This is a genomic window from Kitasatospora sp. NBC_01300, assembly GCF_041435235.1.
GTDB lineage: Bacteria > Actinomycetota > Actinomycetes > Streptomycetales > Streptomycetaceae > Kitasatospora.
In genome coordinates this window covers 458,777-474,096 of record NZ_CP108409.1, presented here as the reverse complement: position 1 = coordinate 474,096, position 15,320 = coordinate 458,777, and the positions used below count along the sequence as shown (strand labels likewise).

11 protein-coding genes are annotated in these 15,320 nt (G+C 72.0%); 5 read left to right on the top strand and 6 right to left on the bottom strand.

The window, feature by feature from the left end:
- Window positions 1-349: 349 nt before the first annotated feature.
- Entirely contained in the window at window positions 350-2,086 is a 1,737-nt protein-coding gene (locus OG556_RS35780; RefSeq protein WP_331743725.1) for an amidase, read from the bottom strand.
- Window positions 2,087-2,239: 153 nt separating this feature from the next.
- Window positions 2,240-3,736 (bottom strand): APC family permease, encoded by a 1,497-nt coding sequence (locus OG556_RS35775; protein ID WP_331743722.1) that lies wholly within the window; start codon window positions 3,734-3,736, stop codon window positions 2,240-2,242.
- A 97-nt stretch (window positions 3,737-3,833) separates the two neighbouring features.
- On the opposite strand from OG556_RS35775, the gene OG556_RS35770 reads away from it, so the two are divergent.
- A complete protein-coding gene (locus tag OG556_RS35770) occupies window positions 3,834-4,463 on the top strand; it encodes a TetR/AcrR family transcriptional regulator C-terminal domain-containing protein (RefSeq protein WP_331743719.1) in 630 nt (209 codons plus the stop codon).
- A gap of 199 nt (window positions 4,464-4,662) precedes the next feature.
- Window positions 4,663-6,987, top strand: coding sequence for a DUF11 domain-containing protein (locus OG556_RS35765; protein ID WP_331743716.1), 2,325 nt, complete (start codon window positions 4,663-4,665; stop codon window positions 6,985-6,987).
- A 118-nt stretch (window positions 6,988-7,105) separates the two neighbouring features.
- On the opposite strand, the gene OG556_RS35760 is transcribed toward OG556_RS35765, so the two are convergent.
- Complete coding sequence (locus OG556_RS35760; RefSeq protein WP_331743714.1) at window positions 7,106-7,633, bottom strand: GNAT family N-acetyltransferase; 528 nt, start codon at window positions 7,631-7,633, stop codon at window positions 7,106-7,108.
- A 181-nt stretch (window positions 7,634-7,814) separates the two neighbouring features.
- On the opposite strand from OG556_RS35760, the gene OG556_RS35755 reads away from it, so the two are divergent.
- Complete coding sequence (locus OG556_RS35755; RefSeq protein WP_331743712.1) at window positions 7,815-8,213, top strand: metalloregulator ArsR/SmtB family transcription factor; 399 nt, start codon at window positions 7,815-7,817, stop codon at window positions 8,211-8,213.
- Window positions 8,210-10,198: a cation-translocating P-type ATPase gene (locus OG556_RS35750; protein ID WP_331743710.1), complete on the top strand. Its 1,989-nt coding sequence runs from the start codon at window positions 8,210-8,212 to the stop codon at window positions 10,196-10,198. The genes OG556_RS35755 and OG556_RS35750 overlap by 4 nt, the downstream gene beginning before the upstream one ends.
- Window positions 10,199-10,437: 239 nt before the next feature.
- Here the strand turns inward: OG556_RS35750 and OG556_RS35745 are convergent, their stop codons facing one another.
- Genes OG556_RS35745 through OG556_RS35735 form a run of 3 tightly spaced genes read right to left on the bottom strand, consistent with a single transcriptional unit; the run spans window position 10,438 to window position 14,117 of the window.
- Window positions 10,438-11,802 carry a nitrate/sulfonate/bicarbonate ABC transporter ATP-binding protein gene (locus OG556_RS35745; protein WP_371523088.1) on the bottom strand — a complete coding sequence of 455 codons (1,365 nt, stop codon included), beginning with the start codon at window positions 11,800-11,802 and terminating at the stop codon, window positions 10,438-10,440.
- Between the two features lie 30 nt (window positions 11,803-11,832).
- Window positions 11,833-13,569, bottom strand: coding sequence for an ABC transporter permease subunit (locus OG556_RS35740; protein WP_331743708.1), 1,737 nt, complete (start codon window positions 13,567-13,569; stop codon window positions 11,833-11,835).
- Window positions 13,482-14,117 (bottom strand): hypothetical protein, encoded by a 636-nt coding sequence (locus OG556_RS35735; protein WP_331743705.1) that lies wholly within the window; start codon window positions 14,115-14,117, stop codon window positions 13,482-13,484. The genes OG556_RS35740 and OG556_RS35735 overlap by 88 nt, the downstream gene beginning before the upstream one ends.
- A gap of 448 nt (window positions 14,118-14,565) precedes the next feature.
- Here OG556_RS35735 and OG556_RS35730 point away from each other — a divergent pair, with 448 nt between their 5' ends.
- Window positions 14,566-15,261 carry a hypothetical protein gene (locus tag OG556_RS35730; protein ID WP_331743702.1) on the top strand — a complete coding sequence of 232 codons (696 nt, stop codon included), beginning with the start codon at window positions 14,566-14,568 and terminating at the stop codon, window positions 15,259-15,261.
- The last annotated feature ends 59 nt before the right edge of the window (window positions 15,262-15,320 follow it).

The following is a 15,320-nucleotide window of genomic DNA, read 5'->3' as shown; positions in this document are numbered from 1 at the left end:
GGGGCGGCATCCGCCCCAGCATGGGAGGCGCGACGGCCCCTTGTGGGAACGCGGTGCTTGCGACACGCACTATTCGTCGCGACAGCGCAACGCGCCCGGTCCGCCCGCGAGCTGGAGGAGCAGCTCCGGCAACTCTGTGGCGGCGCAGCGGAGTCTGCAAAGAGGAACGGTCACTGGTATGAGCTCTTTAGGGTGGGGGCGGACGTTTCGCTGCGTGCGGTGCGGAGTTCGGCAAGTGCGCAAAAGGCCGGAAAGGCCGCCTCCACCTTCTGGTGGAAGCGGCCTCTTCCTCGTGTGAAGTCGCGGGGAGGCGTTGTGGACCCGCGATCCCTTTGTCCCTGGCGGTCCGTCAGCCGACCGGAAGGCGCGGGGTGCGCGGCGGTTCCGTGCGGCGCTGCCCGGTCGTCTCGAAGGCGGCGGCGAGCTGGAGCAGGGTGTTGTCGTCGTAGGAGCGGCCGGCGAAGGTCAGCCCGACGGGCATGCCGGTGTCCGCCATGGTGCCCATGGGTACGGTGACCGTCGGGATGCCGAGGTGGCGGGGGACGAGGTTGCCGTTGGCGACCCAGACGCCGTTGCGCCAGCCGAGGTCGGCGGAGGCCTCGTTCACGTCCATGTCCGCAGGACCGACGTCGGCGACGGCGGGGAAGACCACGGCGTGCAGGCCGAGTTCGTCCATCCACGCCTCCAGGTCGATCCGGCGGGTCTCCTCGAGCCCGCGCAGTCCCTGCTCGAGGTGCGGGATCTCGGTGATCGACGCGTAGGGGCGGTCGCGCACCAGCCGCGGGTAGTCGGCGATCACGTCGTCGAAGCCGGCGTAGCGGTCCGGCAGTTCGCCGGGGTGCTTGGGCCAGATGAGTGCGCTGTCGACGTCGGCGAGGGTCGCCAGTGCGGGGTCCGCGTTGGCGGCCAGGAAGTCGTCCCAGGCCCAGGCGGAGAGGTCGAGGATCTCGTGGGTGAGGAAGTCGCGGCTGACGAGGCCTCGGGTGAGGAGGGAGGGCGCGCCGGGGCGGTCGGACTCGTAGTTGGTCACCACGGGGAAGTCGACCTCGACGACCTCGGCGCCGGCGGCCTCCAGGTCGCGGCGGGCGGCCTGCCACAGGGCGATCACCGAGGCGCGCGTGTCGATCGGCTGCCCGGTCTGGCCGCCGATGCCGCCGTCGGGGTTGGTGCCGGCGTCGGGGTCGGCGTTGATGTACATCCGGGGGACGCCGACGCGCCGGCCGGCGAGCGTTGCGCGTGCCGCTGCCTCGTCCGCGGGGGCCAGCGCCGGGTAGGAGGCCGGACGGACCTGGGACGGCGCGGGCAGCGGGATCCAGGGCTGTGCGCGCCACAGGTCGCCGCGGGTGTCCGGGTCGTCGGCGACGATGACGTCGAGCAGTTCGAACAGGTCGGCCATGGTGCGGGTGTGGGGGACGACGACGTCCATGGTCGGTACGAGCGGCCAGTTGCCGCGCACCGAGATCACGCCGCGGCTGGGCGTGTAGGCGCACAGCGCGTTGTTGGAGGCGGGGGCCCGGCCCGAGGACCAGGTCTCCTCGCCGAGGCCGAAGGCGCCGAACGAGGCGGCCGTGGCGGTGCCGGAGCCGTTGGAGGAGCCGGAGCCGTAGGCGCTGGTCAGCCAGTCGGCGCTGTACGGGCTCTCCGCGCGGCCGTACACGCCGCGCTGCATGCCGCCGTTGGCCATCGGCGGCATGTTGGTCAGGCCGATGAGCACGGCCCCGCCGGCGCGCAGGCGCTCGATGGCGAAGGCGTCGCGCTGGGCGACGAGGTGCTCGAAGGCCGGTGAGCCGGCGGCGGCGGTGAGGCCCTCGGCGAGGTAGCTGTCCTTGGCGGTGTAGGGGATGCCGTCGAGGGGACCGAGGGTCTCGCCGCGCGCGCGGCGGGCGTCGGAGGCCTCGGCCTCGGCGCGGGCGTGCGGGTTCATCACGACCATCGCGTTGAGCGCGGTGGCGGTGCCGGGCCGGTCGTAGGCGTCGATCCGGGCGAGGTAGGCGTCGAGCAGGCCGACCGCGGTGGTCTCGCCCTTCTCCAACGCCGCGCGCAGGTCGGCGATATCTGTCTCGACGACGTCGAGTGCGCGTGTCATGCGGGTGCCTCCAGGGTTTTCGGTTGAACGGTCCGAGGCGTTCGGCCTCGAAGGTGCGGCGCTGGGCCGCTGGTGGGACTTGACCCCGCCCGGGGGGGGTGGGATGCAGCTTCGCACGCGTCGGCCGAGCGGTGCCGGCCGGGTCGACGCCGGCTACAGGACGGCGGGGGCGAGTTCGTCGGTGCGCGGGTGTTCCTGGTCGGTGTCGGCCATGCGGCGGTCGGGGCGGCGTGCGAGCAGGTAGGCGAGGCCGGCGAGGGTGACGGTGCCGACGCCGAGCAGTGCCGCCCAGATCTGGTACCAGGGTGCTCCGGCCGGGGCGAGGATGGTGCGCGGCCAGCATATGTTGACCAGTTCGAAGCCGGTCCACAGCACCGCGAGGACGTTGAGCGGGGTGCCGAGACGTCCGTAGTCGACCGCTCCGGCGGGCTTCCAGGTGCCGCGCAGGCGGGCGATGAGGGCGACGAGGGCGAGCAGGAAGAACGGCACGAAGATGGCGGCGCTGCCGAAGGTGATCAGGCTGCCGATGGCCGAGGTGTTCAGGCCGAGCACCAGTGCGGCGCAGCTGACCACCGTGGCGGCGACGAGGCCGCCGATCGGTGCCTTGTGCCGGTTGACCTTGCGGACGTGGCGGGAGAACGGGAAGACGTCGTCGCGGGCCAGGGAGTAGAGGCCGCGGGCGGCGCCGCCCTGGGAGGCCATCAGGCAGGCGGTGAAGCTGATCAGGACGACGAGGACGAAGGGCTTCTCGGCCCAGCCGCCGAAGGCGTGGGTGACGGCGCTGGTGACCGGGTCGAGGTCCTTGACCGCGACGACGGCGGCGGGGTCGGGGTGGGCGAGCTCGACGGAGACCGCGTTGAGGATGACGACGAGTCCGACGCTGAGCAGCGACCACCACATCGCCCTGGGGACCTGTCGAGCGGCGTCCTTGGTCTCCTCGGCGGTCGACACACAGGCGTCGAAGCCCATGAAGGCCCAGCCGGCGACGGCCACGGCGGCGAGCAGGGCACCGGTGTCGCTGATGCCCAGCCCCTTCGGCGCGTTCAGGAAGTCGGTGAGCAGGGAGAAGCCGTGCTGCCGGAAGACCAACAGCAGGGTGAGACCGACCAGGACGGAGGCGACGGCTTCGGCGGCGATGCCCAGGCTGACGAACCAGCGCAGGAAGTTGATGCCGTAGGCGTTGACCAGGGTGCAGCAGAGTATGAAGCCGGCCGAGACGAGGACCTGTTCGGCGGGCGTCGGGACGGTGCCGAAGAGCGCGAAGAGCCAGGGCGAGGCGAGGTAGGCGACGGTGGTGTTGCCGAACATCACGGCGAACTGCCACATCCAGCCGCTCAGCCAGGCGACGGCCGGTCTGGCCAGGCGTCTGCCCCACTGGTAGGCGCCGCCGGCCAGCGGCCACTGCGAGGCGAGCTCGGAGTAGACGGCGACGACCAGGCACTGCCCGAGCAGGCACAGCGGCAGCGCCCAGACCCAGGCCCCGCCCGCGACACTCATGCCGACCTGTACGGCGGCGTACAGCCCCACGACCGGGGAGACGACGGCGAAGCCCATGGAGATGTTTCCGAGCACGGTCAGGCTGCGCCGCAGCTCCTGCTGGTAGCCGAGCGCGGCCAGCCGGTCGGCATCGGTGGGGGTGTTCTCGGCCACGGGCTGCGCCCTCCAGATAAAACTAACTTTGTTAGCAACTGCTGTTGGTCTGGCACGATAGCCCCCGGACACGGAGAGCGGAAGAGGGGAATTTTCGGTGGGCCGACCTACCAAGGCATTGCTGACCCGCGAGCGGATCGCGCTCGCCGCGCTCCAGGTGGTGGACGAGGACGGCCCCGACGGCCTGACCATGCGGGCGCTGGCGGAGCGGCTCGGGGTCAAGGCGGCCTCGCTCTACAACCACATCCAGAGCAAGGACGCGCTGGTCGACACGGTCTCCGAGCTGGTCAACGACGAGATCGACCACACACCGCTGGGCGATCCCGACTGGCGGGCCGGCCTCGCGGCGTACGCGCGCGGCTACCGCGCGGTCTTCCTGAGGCACCCGAACACCATCGCCCTGCTCGCCCGCCGCCGCGTCGAAGCCGCCAGCGCGCTGCGCGGCTACGACGCACTGCTCGCCCTCCTCGGCCGGGCCGGCCTCGGCCCCGCGGACGCGGCGGAGGTCGCCGCGGCACTGGACTACCTGGTGCTCGGCTCCGCGATGGAGACCTTCACGGCCGGCTTCACCCGGGCACCGGCCGCATACCGGCCGGAGTACCCGGCGCTCGCGGACGCCCTGGACGGCTCCTTCGCCCGCGGCGGCGGTGCCACGGGCCTCGACGACCGCGGGTTCGAGCTGGGGCTCGGCCTGCTGCTCGACGGCGTGGAGCGTCGGACACCGTAGGGCCGGGGCGGGTCGTCGCTCCCCCCGGGAGGGGAGTGGGGCCCCCGATCGCCGGGCAAGCCCGAGCGGCCACATCTCGGGCGTTCCGGCCACCGGTGCTGCGCCGGGCAGGTGAAGAAACCACCCGTCGGGCTTGGCTTCGGGCCGGCGCAGGTACGTGGTCCTGCTGTCCGTGCCGTCTCCCGACATCGAGGTTCCCGTGCCATCTGTCCGACGGTTGCGGCCGCGTCCGCCGCACGTCCTGTCCGCGCTGCTGGCGGTGGTGCTCGGTGCGGGCGCCGCCGCGCTGACCGTTCCGGCCCCGGCCGCCTCCGCGGGGGCACCGTGGCCCGGTCACGCCCGGTCGGCTGCGAAACCGGCGACCGGAGCAGCCAAGGCGGCCGAGCCCAAGCCACGGGGAGCCGGCACGCAGCGTCCGATCGGGCCGGACCCGGTGGTCGACCTGCTGGCGCACGGCAACCTCACGATGGCCTCCAACTCGGTGCTGACCTGCGACGACAGCGACGGCACGGTCTGCTCGGACACCGAGGGCTCGAACAACGGGCGGACCAAGTTCATCAAGGTCGACCCGAACGCCCCGGGCCCCAACGCCGCCTCCGCGCAACTGCTGCTCCCGGCCGGGGCGAACGTCCTCTCCGCCCGCCTGTACTGGCAGTTCAACCCGACCGGGACCAGCACCAACGGCACCTCCGGGGACATCGACAAGGGCAACCAGGTCTTCTGGAAGGTCCCGGGCGCGAGCGGCTACCAGCAGGTGACCGCCGACACCTACGACTGGTTCGACCAGAAGGTCGGCGGGAACCCGCCCGAGCCGCTGCTGGCCGGCGGGGCGGTCAAGGACGTGACCGCCGAGGTCAGGGCGGCCGGCCCCGGCAGCTACACCGTCGCCGACATCCAGGCGTGCAGCGGACGCTCCTCCGCGCAGAACTACGGTGGAAACAACGTGGGTTGCTGGGGCGGCTGGTCACTCGTCGTCGCGTACGAGGACCGGGCCGAGCCGCTGCGCTACCTCCAGGTCTGGGACGGCTACCAGCTGCTGCGCGACCCGGACAACTCGACCACGCTGACGCTCGGCGGCATCCGCACCCCCGCCACCACGGCCCCGCGCGCCACCATGGGGATCACCGTCGGCGACGGCGACGCGCCGATCGCCGGGGACACCCTGGCCGTCGGCTCCACGCCGGAGAACCTGACCCTCCTGCCGATGCCCGGCCCCAACGGGGTCGGCACCGACAACGCGTTCACCAGCCGGATCGACCACGTCGCCGCGGACGGCACCGGGACCAACATCACCACCCGCGACCCCGACCCGATCAACAACTACGGCTACGACGCCCGGATGATCGACGTGACCGGCAAGATCCCGGCCGGCAGCGAGCAGGCCCTGGTCCGGATCAGCGGCGCCGGCGACGCCCTGGAACCGCAGGCGGCCTGGCTCGCCCTCGACGCCCTCGAACCCGACCTGCGGATCACCAAGGCCAACACCCCGCCCGGCAGCCCCGACGGCAACCCGCCCGGCCTGGTCGGCCCCGGCGAGACCATCACCTACACCTTCGCGGTGACCAACCGCCGCCAGGACGGCAGCAGCACGGACCTCGACACCGCGACCGACGTCACCGTGACCGACCCGATCCCGGTCGGCACCACCTTCGTCCCCGCCTCCAACCCCGCCTGCCGGGCCGGCGGACAGACCGTCACCTGCACCGTCCCCGACCTGCCCCCGGGCGCCGAGGCCGACGTCGCCTTCCAGGTCACCGTCGACGCCTCGGCCGCCGTCGGCACCCACCTCGACGACACCGCCACCCTCCACTTCCAGGGCAGCCAGACCCAGCGGGCCCAGGAGCGCACCAGCAACACCGTCCGCAACACCGTCGCCGCCGTACCCGCCTACACCATCACCAAGACCGCCGACCCCGGCACGGCCAAGCCCGGCGACACCGTCCACTACCGGATCCAGGTCACCAACACCAGCCAGACCGACGCCCCCGGGGTCACCCTCACCGACGACCTGTCGGGCGTGCTGAACTCCGCCGCGTACAACAACGACGCCACTGCCGACCGCGGGCAGGTCCAGTCCGCCGGGACCACGCTGACCTGGAGCGGGGACCTGCCCGTCGGGGCCACCGCGACCATCGACTACTCCGTCACCGTGCGCTCCCCGCTGGCCGCCGACGCGGTCCTGCGCAACACCGTCTCCTCCGACACCTTCGGGAACAACTGCCGCCCCGGCTCCACCGACGCGCACTGCCGCGCCGAGGTACCGGTGACCGTGCCGAGTCCGAGCCCGAGCCCCAGCCCGAGCCCCAGCCCGAGCCCGACGTCCTCGCCGAGCCCCGGCCCGACCGCGAGCCCCAGCCCGGCGCCCAGCCCGAGCCCGACCCACACCCCTCCGCCCGGACACGGCGGCCAACTCCCTGAGACCGGAAGCAACATGGGCCGGGTCCTGCCCTTCATCGGCTTCTCCGCGCTCGGCACCGTCGCGGCGGGCGCGCTCCTGCTGCTGAGGAGCCGCCGCACCCACTGAGCCCCGTAGCCGCACGACCCCACGACCCACGGCCGCACCCACGCTCCCCGCGTGGGTGCGGCCTCGTACTGCCGGACGGCGCCGGACCGTCGAGGCGGTTGCTGCCCCGGCGGATCGCTCAGCTGTGGGTGGTGCCGGGTGCGGCCTCGCGGGTCATACGGAGGTTGGGCAGCCTTCCCTGCCAGAGCTCTCGCTCGCCCGTGATCTCGAATCCGTGGCGCTGGTAGAAGCGGACCGCGCTGTCGTTGTAGTCGGTGGCCCACAGGCATATGGGTGCGGCTGCGGCCCAGGTGAGGAACTCGGTCATCATGCGGCCACCGAGTCCCTGGCCCTGGACGTGTTCCAGCAGATACATCGGTCCGAGGGTGACCACCTCGCCGCGGCGCCCGCAGAGAACGCCGACGATCTCGGTTCCAGAGCGTACGACACGGCAGAACAGCACGTCCGGTTGCCGGTTCGCTGCCTCGATGAACTCCCGCCACTGGTCGATGCCTTCCGCGGTGGCCGACGAGCCGCGATGCTCACGGATCCAGTCCTCGTCGATCCCCGCCTCCGGGTTGGGGTATGTCTGGAGCCAGGCCCTCAGCAGCAGCGGCCCCAGCTGCGCGGAGTCGGCCGGGTGAGCAGCTTCGATCACGTAGGTCATGGCAACGATCCTCACCGGTCGTCCGCCCCTTCGGGCCGCCCCGTCAGATGTCAGCCGACCGACGGTGCCGCAGGGGCGATGCCCGAAAGGTTCGCGGGTCCCGGGTCGACGGCCCGCCTCAGGTGCGTTCGCCTGCACTGTCCAGGACGATGGCATCGTCTCATATAGCTATCATCGTCCCATGACGATGAATAGTGCAGGGGTCGGGCCCGCGGCCACCACCTCGTGCAGGGCGCCCTCGGCAGCGGTGGCCCTGTTCCGCTCCCTCGGCGACCCGGCCCGCCTCGCGATCCTGATGCGCCTGGCCGGGGGCGAGGCCAAGGTCGTGGACCTGGTCGGCTGCGTGGGCCTGGCCCAGTCCACCGTGTCGGCGCACCTGGCGTGCCTGCGGGACTGCGGCCTGGTCGACTCCCGCCCCCAGGGCCGGGCCTCCCTGTACTTCCTGGCCCGTCCGGAACTGCTGGACCTGCTGGCCTCGGCCGAGCAGCTGCTCGCCGCGACCGGCGAGGCCGTCGACCTCTGCCCCACCTACGGCACCCCGGCGGCGCCCGCCCCGGACAGCACCGGAGGCGACCGATGAGCGATGCCTGCGGCTGCGGCGACGACAGGAAGACCGCGGAGGGCGCGGAGGAGCGCGCACCGGAGAAGCTGTGGGAGGTCGGTGAGCTGCGGGCCGCCACCGTGGCCGGCGTCCTGCTGCTGGCCGGCCTGACCGCCGGCTGGTCCGGCGCGTCCGACACCGTGGTGACCGCGCTGAACGCGCTCGCCCTCGTCGTCGGCACCTGGAGCTTCCTACCCTCCACGCTGCGCCGCCTGGCCAAGGGCAGGGTCGGGGTCGGCACGCTGATGACGATCGCCGCCGTCGGCGCGGTCGTCCTCGGCGAGGTCGGCGAGGCCGCCATGCTGGCCTTCCTCTACTCCATCAGCGAGGGCCTGGAGGAGTACTCCCTGGCCCGCACCCGTCGGGGCCTGCGCGCCCTGCTGAACCTGGTGCCCGAACGGGCGACCGTGCTGCGCGAGGGCACCGAACAGACCATCGCTCCGGCCGAGCTGCGCATCGGCGACACGATGGTGGTCAGGCCCGGCGAGCGGATCGCCACCGACGGCACCATCCGCACCGGCCGCACCGCCCTGGACGTCTCCGCGATCACCGGCGAGTCCGTCCCCGTCGAAGCAGGGCCGGGCAGCGAGGTGTACGCGGGCGCGATCAACGGCACCGGCGCGCTGGAGGTCGAGGTCACCAGCACGGCCGAGGACAACTCGCTGGCCCGGATCGTCAGGATCGTGGAGGCCGAGCAGGCCCGCAAGGGCGCCGGCCAGCGCCTCGCCGACAAGATCGCCAAGCCTTTGGTGCCCGGCATCATGGCCGCCGCCGCCCTCATCGCCCTCACCGGCTCCCTGCTGGGCGACCCGGCCACCTGGATCGAGCGGGCCCTCGTCGTCCTGGTCGCCGCCTCCCCGTGCGCACTCGCCATCTCCGTACCCGTCACCGTGGTCGCCGCCGTCGGCGCGGCCAGCAAGCTCGGCGTCCTCGTCAAGGGCGGAGCCGCCCTCGAAGCCCTCGGCGCCGTACGCACCGTCGCCCTCGACAAGACCGGCACCCTCACCCACAACCGGCCCACCGTCGTCCACGTCGCCACCCTGGACGGCCACAGCCGCGACACCGTCCTCGCCGTGGCCGCCGCGCTGGAGGCCCGCAGCGAACACCCCCTGGCCAAGGCCATCCTGGCCGCCGCCCCCGAGGTGCCCACCGCCACCGACGTCGAGGCGGTCACCGGCGCCGGCCTCACCGGACACCTGGACGGCCGCCCCGTCCGGCTCAGGCGCCCCGGCTGGATCGAGCCCGGCCCGCTGTCCGAAGACGTCACCGCGATGCAGAACACCGGCGCCACCGCCGTCCTCGTCGAGGACGACGCAACGGTGATCGGCGCGATCGCCGTACGCGACGAACTGCGCCCCGAGGCCCACGAGGTCATCGACCGCCTCCACGCCCGCGGCCTGACCGTGGTGATGCTCACCGGCGACAACGAACGCACCGCCCAGGCCCTCGCCGCCGAGGCCGGCATCGACACCGTGCACGCCGACCTGCGCCCCGAGGACAAAGCCCGCATCATCGGCGAACTGCGTCGGCAGCAGCCGACCGCGATGGTCGGCGACGGCGTCAACGACGCCCCCGCCCTGGCCACCGCCGACCTCGGCATCGCCATGGGAGCGATGGGCACCGACGTCGCCATCGAGACCGCCGACGTCGCACTCATGGGCGAGGACCTGCGCCACCTGCCCCAGGCCCTGGACCACGCCCGCCGCGCACGGCGGATCATGCTCCAGAACGTCGGACTGTCCCTGGCGGTCATCCTCGGCCTGATGCCGCTCGCCCTCCTCGGCATCCTCGGCCTCGCCGCCGTCGTCGCGATCCACGAGCTCGCCGAGATCGTCATCATCGGCAACGGCGTGCGGGCCGGACGCACCAAGCCGGCCATCTCGCGTCTCTCCCCGGAGCCGGGCGCCGGCGACCTGCACCGGCACCTGGAGGAGGGCGACACGAAGCAGCAGGCCCTGGCCTGACCACACGTCAGTGGCGCGTCAAGGACCCGACGCCTCCGCCCACAGCCTGGAGGGCTTCCCGATGGAGACGGTACGGCCGCTGCTGCTGGGCCCGCACTACGCTCTGCGCCGCGTGGGTGTTCGTCACCCGCGGCCACGACGCCGGGCTGGATCGCGCGCCACCTGAGCCTTCCCGCCGACGTGGTCCGCCTGCTCGCCGACGAGGCGGCCCCCCGGAAGGACTGAGGCACGCACCCCGCCTACAGGGCGTCCTGCGCGCCGGGGTCCAGAGTGAGTTCGCCGTCGCCGGAGTCGTAGTCGAACAGCTCGGCGTAGCGGCCCCAGTCGATGGCGATGTCCAGTTGGCGGCGCGCGTCCTCGGCGGAGAAACCGCGCCGCAGCAGGTCGAGGAACAATCCTTCGCGCAGGGTGTGACCGTCGGTGGCGGCCAGGGCCTGGACGATGGCCCGCACGAGCGGGGCGCGGCTGGCGGCGTGGTGGGCGAAGAGCTGCTTGCTGGTGAGGATGTCGGCGGCGGCGAACTCGCGGCCGGCGTCGGTGACGCGGATGCGGGGGCCCTCGGTGCGCGCGAGGTCGAGCAGTTCGGCGGCGTCGACCAGGGGCAGGAGGTCGTCGATCTCGAAGTTGAGTTCGTCGGCGATCTCCGCCAGGCCGTCCTCGCCGCCGCGGGCGACGAGGATTTCCAGCAGGCCCGCCAGCCCGCCGACGCTGACCTCCGGCAGCGGCGCGCTGGTCGGGGTCGGGGCGGGCCGCTCGGCACCACCGGTCGTCGTGGGCTCCACCGCGGCGACGGCAGCATCCTCCCGGCCGGTGAGAATGCCGTAGACGGTGTCGACGATGGATTCGAAGTGCGGGTCCTGGCGGTTGCGGGGGCGGGGCAGGTCGACGCGCAGTTCGGCCTGGATGCGGCCGGGGTTGGCGGCCAGCACGAGGATGCGGTCGGCCAGCAGGACGGCCTCCTCGATGTTGTGGGTGACGATCAGGATCGACTTGACCGGCGCCTCATGCCCTTCCCACAGGCCGACCAGTTCGTTGCGCAGGTTCTCGGCAGTCAGCACGTCCAGGGCGGAGAACGGCTCGTCCATCAGCAGCGCGTCCGGTTCGACGACCAGGGCGCGGGCGAAGCCGACGCGCTGGCGCATGCCACCGGACAGCTCCTTGGGGTAGGCGGACTCGAAGCCGTCCAGACCGATCAGGTCGATCGCCTTCAGTGCCCGCTCGCGCCGCTCCTGTTCACCGACGCCCTGGGCGTGCAGGCCCAGTTCGACGTTCTGCTGCACGGTGAGCCAGGGCAGCAGCGCGAAGGACTGGAAGACCATCGACACACCCGGGTTGGCACCGGTCAGCGGCTCGCCCCGGTAGGCGACGGTGCCCGAGGACGGGGCGATCAGCCCGGCGATGCACCGCAGCAGGGTCGACTTGCCAGAGCCGGACTTGCCCAGCAGCGCGACGATCTCGCCCTCCGCCAGGTGGAAGCCGATGTCGTCCAGGACCGGCAGCTCCCGGCCATCGGGGGTGGTGAACGTCTTGGTCACCCGCTCGGCCCACACGATCGTGGCGCCGGTCGGGCGGGGGCCGGGGGTGCGCGGGTGGTCGGTGGTCACGGGTCCTGCCTCGCTCGCTGGTACGAAAGGTCAGAGGGAGTAGCGGGTCTCGGCGATGCGGTAGAGGCGGCGCCAGAACAGCCGGTTGAGGGCGACGACGTACAGGCTCATCACCACGATGCCGACCAGGATCTTCGGGAAGTCCCCGGTGGCGGTGGCCTCGGTGATGTAGGAGCCGAGGCCGGTGGCGGTCAGCGTGTGGGAGCCGTAGGTCACGACCTCCGCGACGATGGAGGCGTTCCACGCCCCGCCGGCCGCCGTGATCCCGCCGGTGACGTAGGAGGGGAAGATCGCGGGCAGGATGAAGGTGCGCCACTTCAGCCTCCCGCCGACGTGGAAGGTGGTCATCGCCTCGCGCAGGTCGGTGGGGATGGCCGAGGCGCCGGCGATCACGTTGAACAGGATGTACCACTGCGCGCCCAGCGCCATCAGCAGGATCGCACCGACGTTCAGCGAGATGCCCAGCGCGACGAACGCGGCGGTGGCGAACGGGAAGACGAAGTTCGCCGGGAAGCTCGCCAGGACCTGCACAACTGGCTGGGCGAAGCGGGTCACCCGCGGGTTCATGCCGATCCACACGCCGATCGGCACCCACACCACCGTCGCGAACGCGATCAGGATGACCACCCGGCTGAAGGTCGCCGCTCCCAGGGCCAGCGCGTGTCCGAACTCCGCGAGCCCCACCGTGGATCTGACGTAGGCGAACGCCTTCCACGCCCCGAAGAGCACCAGCACGCTGACCGCACCGGCGAAGAACACGTCCCCCGTCCGCTCGCGCGCCGCCGACCCGCCGATCGGGTGCTCGGCCAGCCCGAACGGCCGGCTCGCCCGGTCCAGCACGCGGCCGATCGGCACCAACGGGCGCCCGAGCCGTTCGGGGACGCTCGAACGGCGCAACAGGTCGAGCATCAGACTGCGGGGGCGCTCGGCGGCCTCCGACTCCTCCACCCGGAACCGCTCCGACCAGGCGACCATGGGCCGCCAGAACAGCACGTTCACGCCCATCACCATGACCACCATCACGGCGATCGCGATGCCGACCTGGCCCAGGTCGCCGGCGGCGATGGCGGCCGCGGCGTAGGACCCCATGCCGGGCAGCGCGTAGCGGTGGTTGAGGACGCTGATGGTCTCGGAGGCGGCGAGGAAGAACCAGGCGCCGCCGAAGCTCATCATGCCGTTCCACACCAGCGGGATCATCCCGGAGGGCACGTCGAGCTGCCAGAACCGCTGCCACTTCGTCAGCCGCATCACCCGCGCGGCCTCGTCCAGCTCCTTGGGCTGGGAGACGAGGGAGTAGTAGAAGGCGAAGGTCATGTTCCAGGCCATCGCGGTGAAGATCGCGAAGATCGAGGCGCACTCCAGGCCCAGGATCGAGCCGGGGAACAGGGCGATGAACGCGGTCACCGTCACCGACAGGAAGCCCAGCACCGGCACGGACTGCAGGATGTCCAGCACCGGCAGCAGCACTTTGTCCGCCCGCCGGAGCCGTGCCGCGGCGGTGGCGTACACGAAGGTGAACACCACCGACGCCACCAGCGCCGCGAACATCCGCACCAGCGAGCGCACCGCGTAGTACGGCAGGTTCGTCGGGTCCGTCGACACCGTGTCAGGAGCCGTGCTGGGCAGGAACGGCGCGTTCAGCGACGGGGCGAGCCGCAGCAGGCCGTACAGGAAAGCGATCAGTGCCACGACCACCAGCACGTCCACCCACCGGAATGCCGGCCGCCGCCACACCCCCCGCGAGGGGAACCCGCCCGGACCCGCCACCTGGCCTCCCGTGTCACCGTCGGCTCGCTGCCTCGGCCAGGAAACCATGCTCGGGAAACTCCGGACGGGTCCCCGCCGAGCGACACGCGAACACGCACCGACAGGAGATCCAGAGCAGCCGAGGGGCCGGGCGCCCGGTCCACGTCCTCGACCGCGCGGAAGAAGTACCGGCTGCCGTGCTCGTCGCTGCCCCATAGCAGCAGAACGCCCGATTGGACGTCGGACTCGTCCACCTCCCAGCAGCCCTCGGCGATCTCGCCGTACCAGCTTGGACGCTCGGGTTGGGGTCCCCAGTGGCGCTCCAGCTCGGCCGGTGTGGTGTCCATCGGCCGGTCGATCGTCAGGTAGCCGTCCACCGAGCCGGGGCCGTACAGGTCGAGGAACGCCTTGAAGTCGGCGGGCAGCCGGAAGCCGAGGTACCGCTCGCTGGCCTCCCAGATGGCGGGTGTGGCCCGGCCCCAGCACGAGGGTTCCCCGAGCAGCGTGCGTAGTTGCTCCAGTGCGGTTCGGTCCTCCGGGCGGGGGCGGGAGGTTGCTGGTGTCAGCACTGCCACAGGAACACGGCTTGTGCGCAGGGCTCGGTGGTGCCCGCGTACGTCATCAGGGTCGGCGTCACAGGTGGCGACTGTACGACAGGCCGCTGACACCTTCTCGGCGTCCCGTCATGCCGGCGGCAGATGCTGCACGCCGGGCTCAGTGCCACCGGGACCGGCGTCGTTTCTCCGCGCCCGGCGCGAGCAAGCCGGACAGCTGAAACGGCCGCGGAGCCGGACGGTTCAGGGGTCATCCACGACCGCAGCGGGGCGACGTGAAAATGTGCTCGCGATCCATCCCGGGCAGCGCGGCCAGGGCGGTGAACACGACGGCGGACGGGGCGTGTGGGCCCGAGGCGGGTGTGTCCGGTCGGCTCGGCGCTGACGTTTGCCGGGCGAGGCTTTTCGATCTTGGTGCTGGTTGCTACGGTTCTTGACAACTCATCAGATTGAAGGAGTCCCTGTGGCAAGTCCCAAGGTCCCGATCGCCGCTGTCGTGGCCGTCACCGCCGTGCTCGCGCTGGGCGGCGGCACGCAGGCCGTCGCCCAGCCCCAGGCCCCGGCGGCTGCCGAGGCCTGCGCGGGGTGGACGAAGGTGGAGGCGGTCTCCTACCTGAGCTACGCCGACGGCAGCTTCCGCCGGGCCCAGGGTACGGTCCGGAGCGTCGCGAAGGACACCTGTTTCATCGAGCTGGACGAGAACAAGTACGCCCCCGGCTGGTACACCGGCTGGGACGGTTACTGGAGCATCGCCAAGGAGAGCGACAAGGGCGCGGTGTACAAGCAGTTCGCCAAGGGGGTGGTCAAGAGGGGCGAGGGCGGCTACGTGGAGTCCTACCTCGTGGACGTGGACCAGCTGCGCGATGTCGCGGAGAACGTGAACTGCGACGCCAGGGTCACCAAGGACCTCGCGGACGCCTGGCGGGCGGACATCCGGGTCTACGGTGAGCCCAACCGCCAGCTGACCGACTGGATCCGGACCTGGAACGAGGTCGGCGGCTTCACCAACCTGGGCACCCGCTGGCGCATGGACCAGTGCGTCAAGTTCACCGGCAGCGCGACCAAGTGGGACGGCCACACCTTCTACGAGACGCCGCAGGGCCAGGGCGGCCACTTCGACTGGGTCCGCGACGACGCCGTCAAGCTCCAGCGCAAGTAGCCCACGTCACCTACCGGTTCCCGGACGCCCCGACCTGCCCCGGAGCGCCCGGAGGGCCC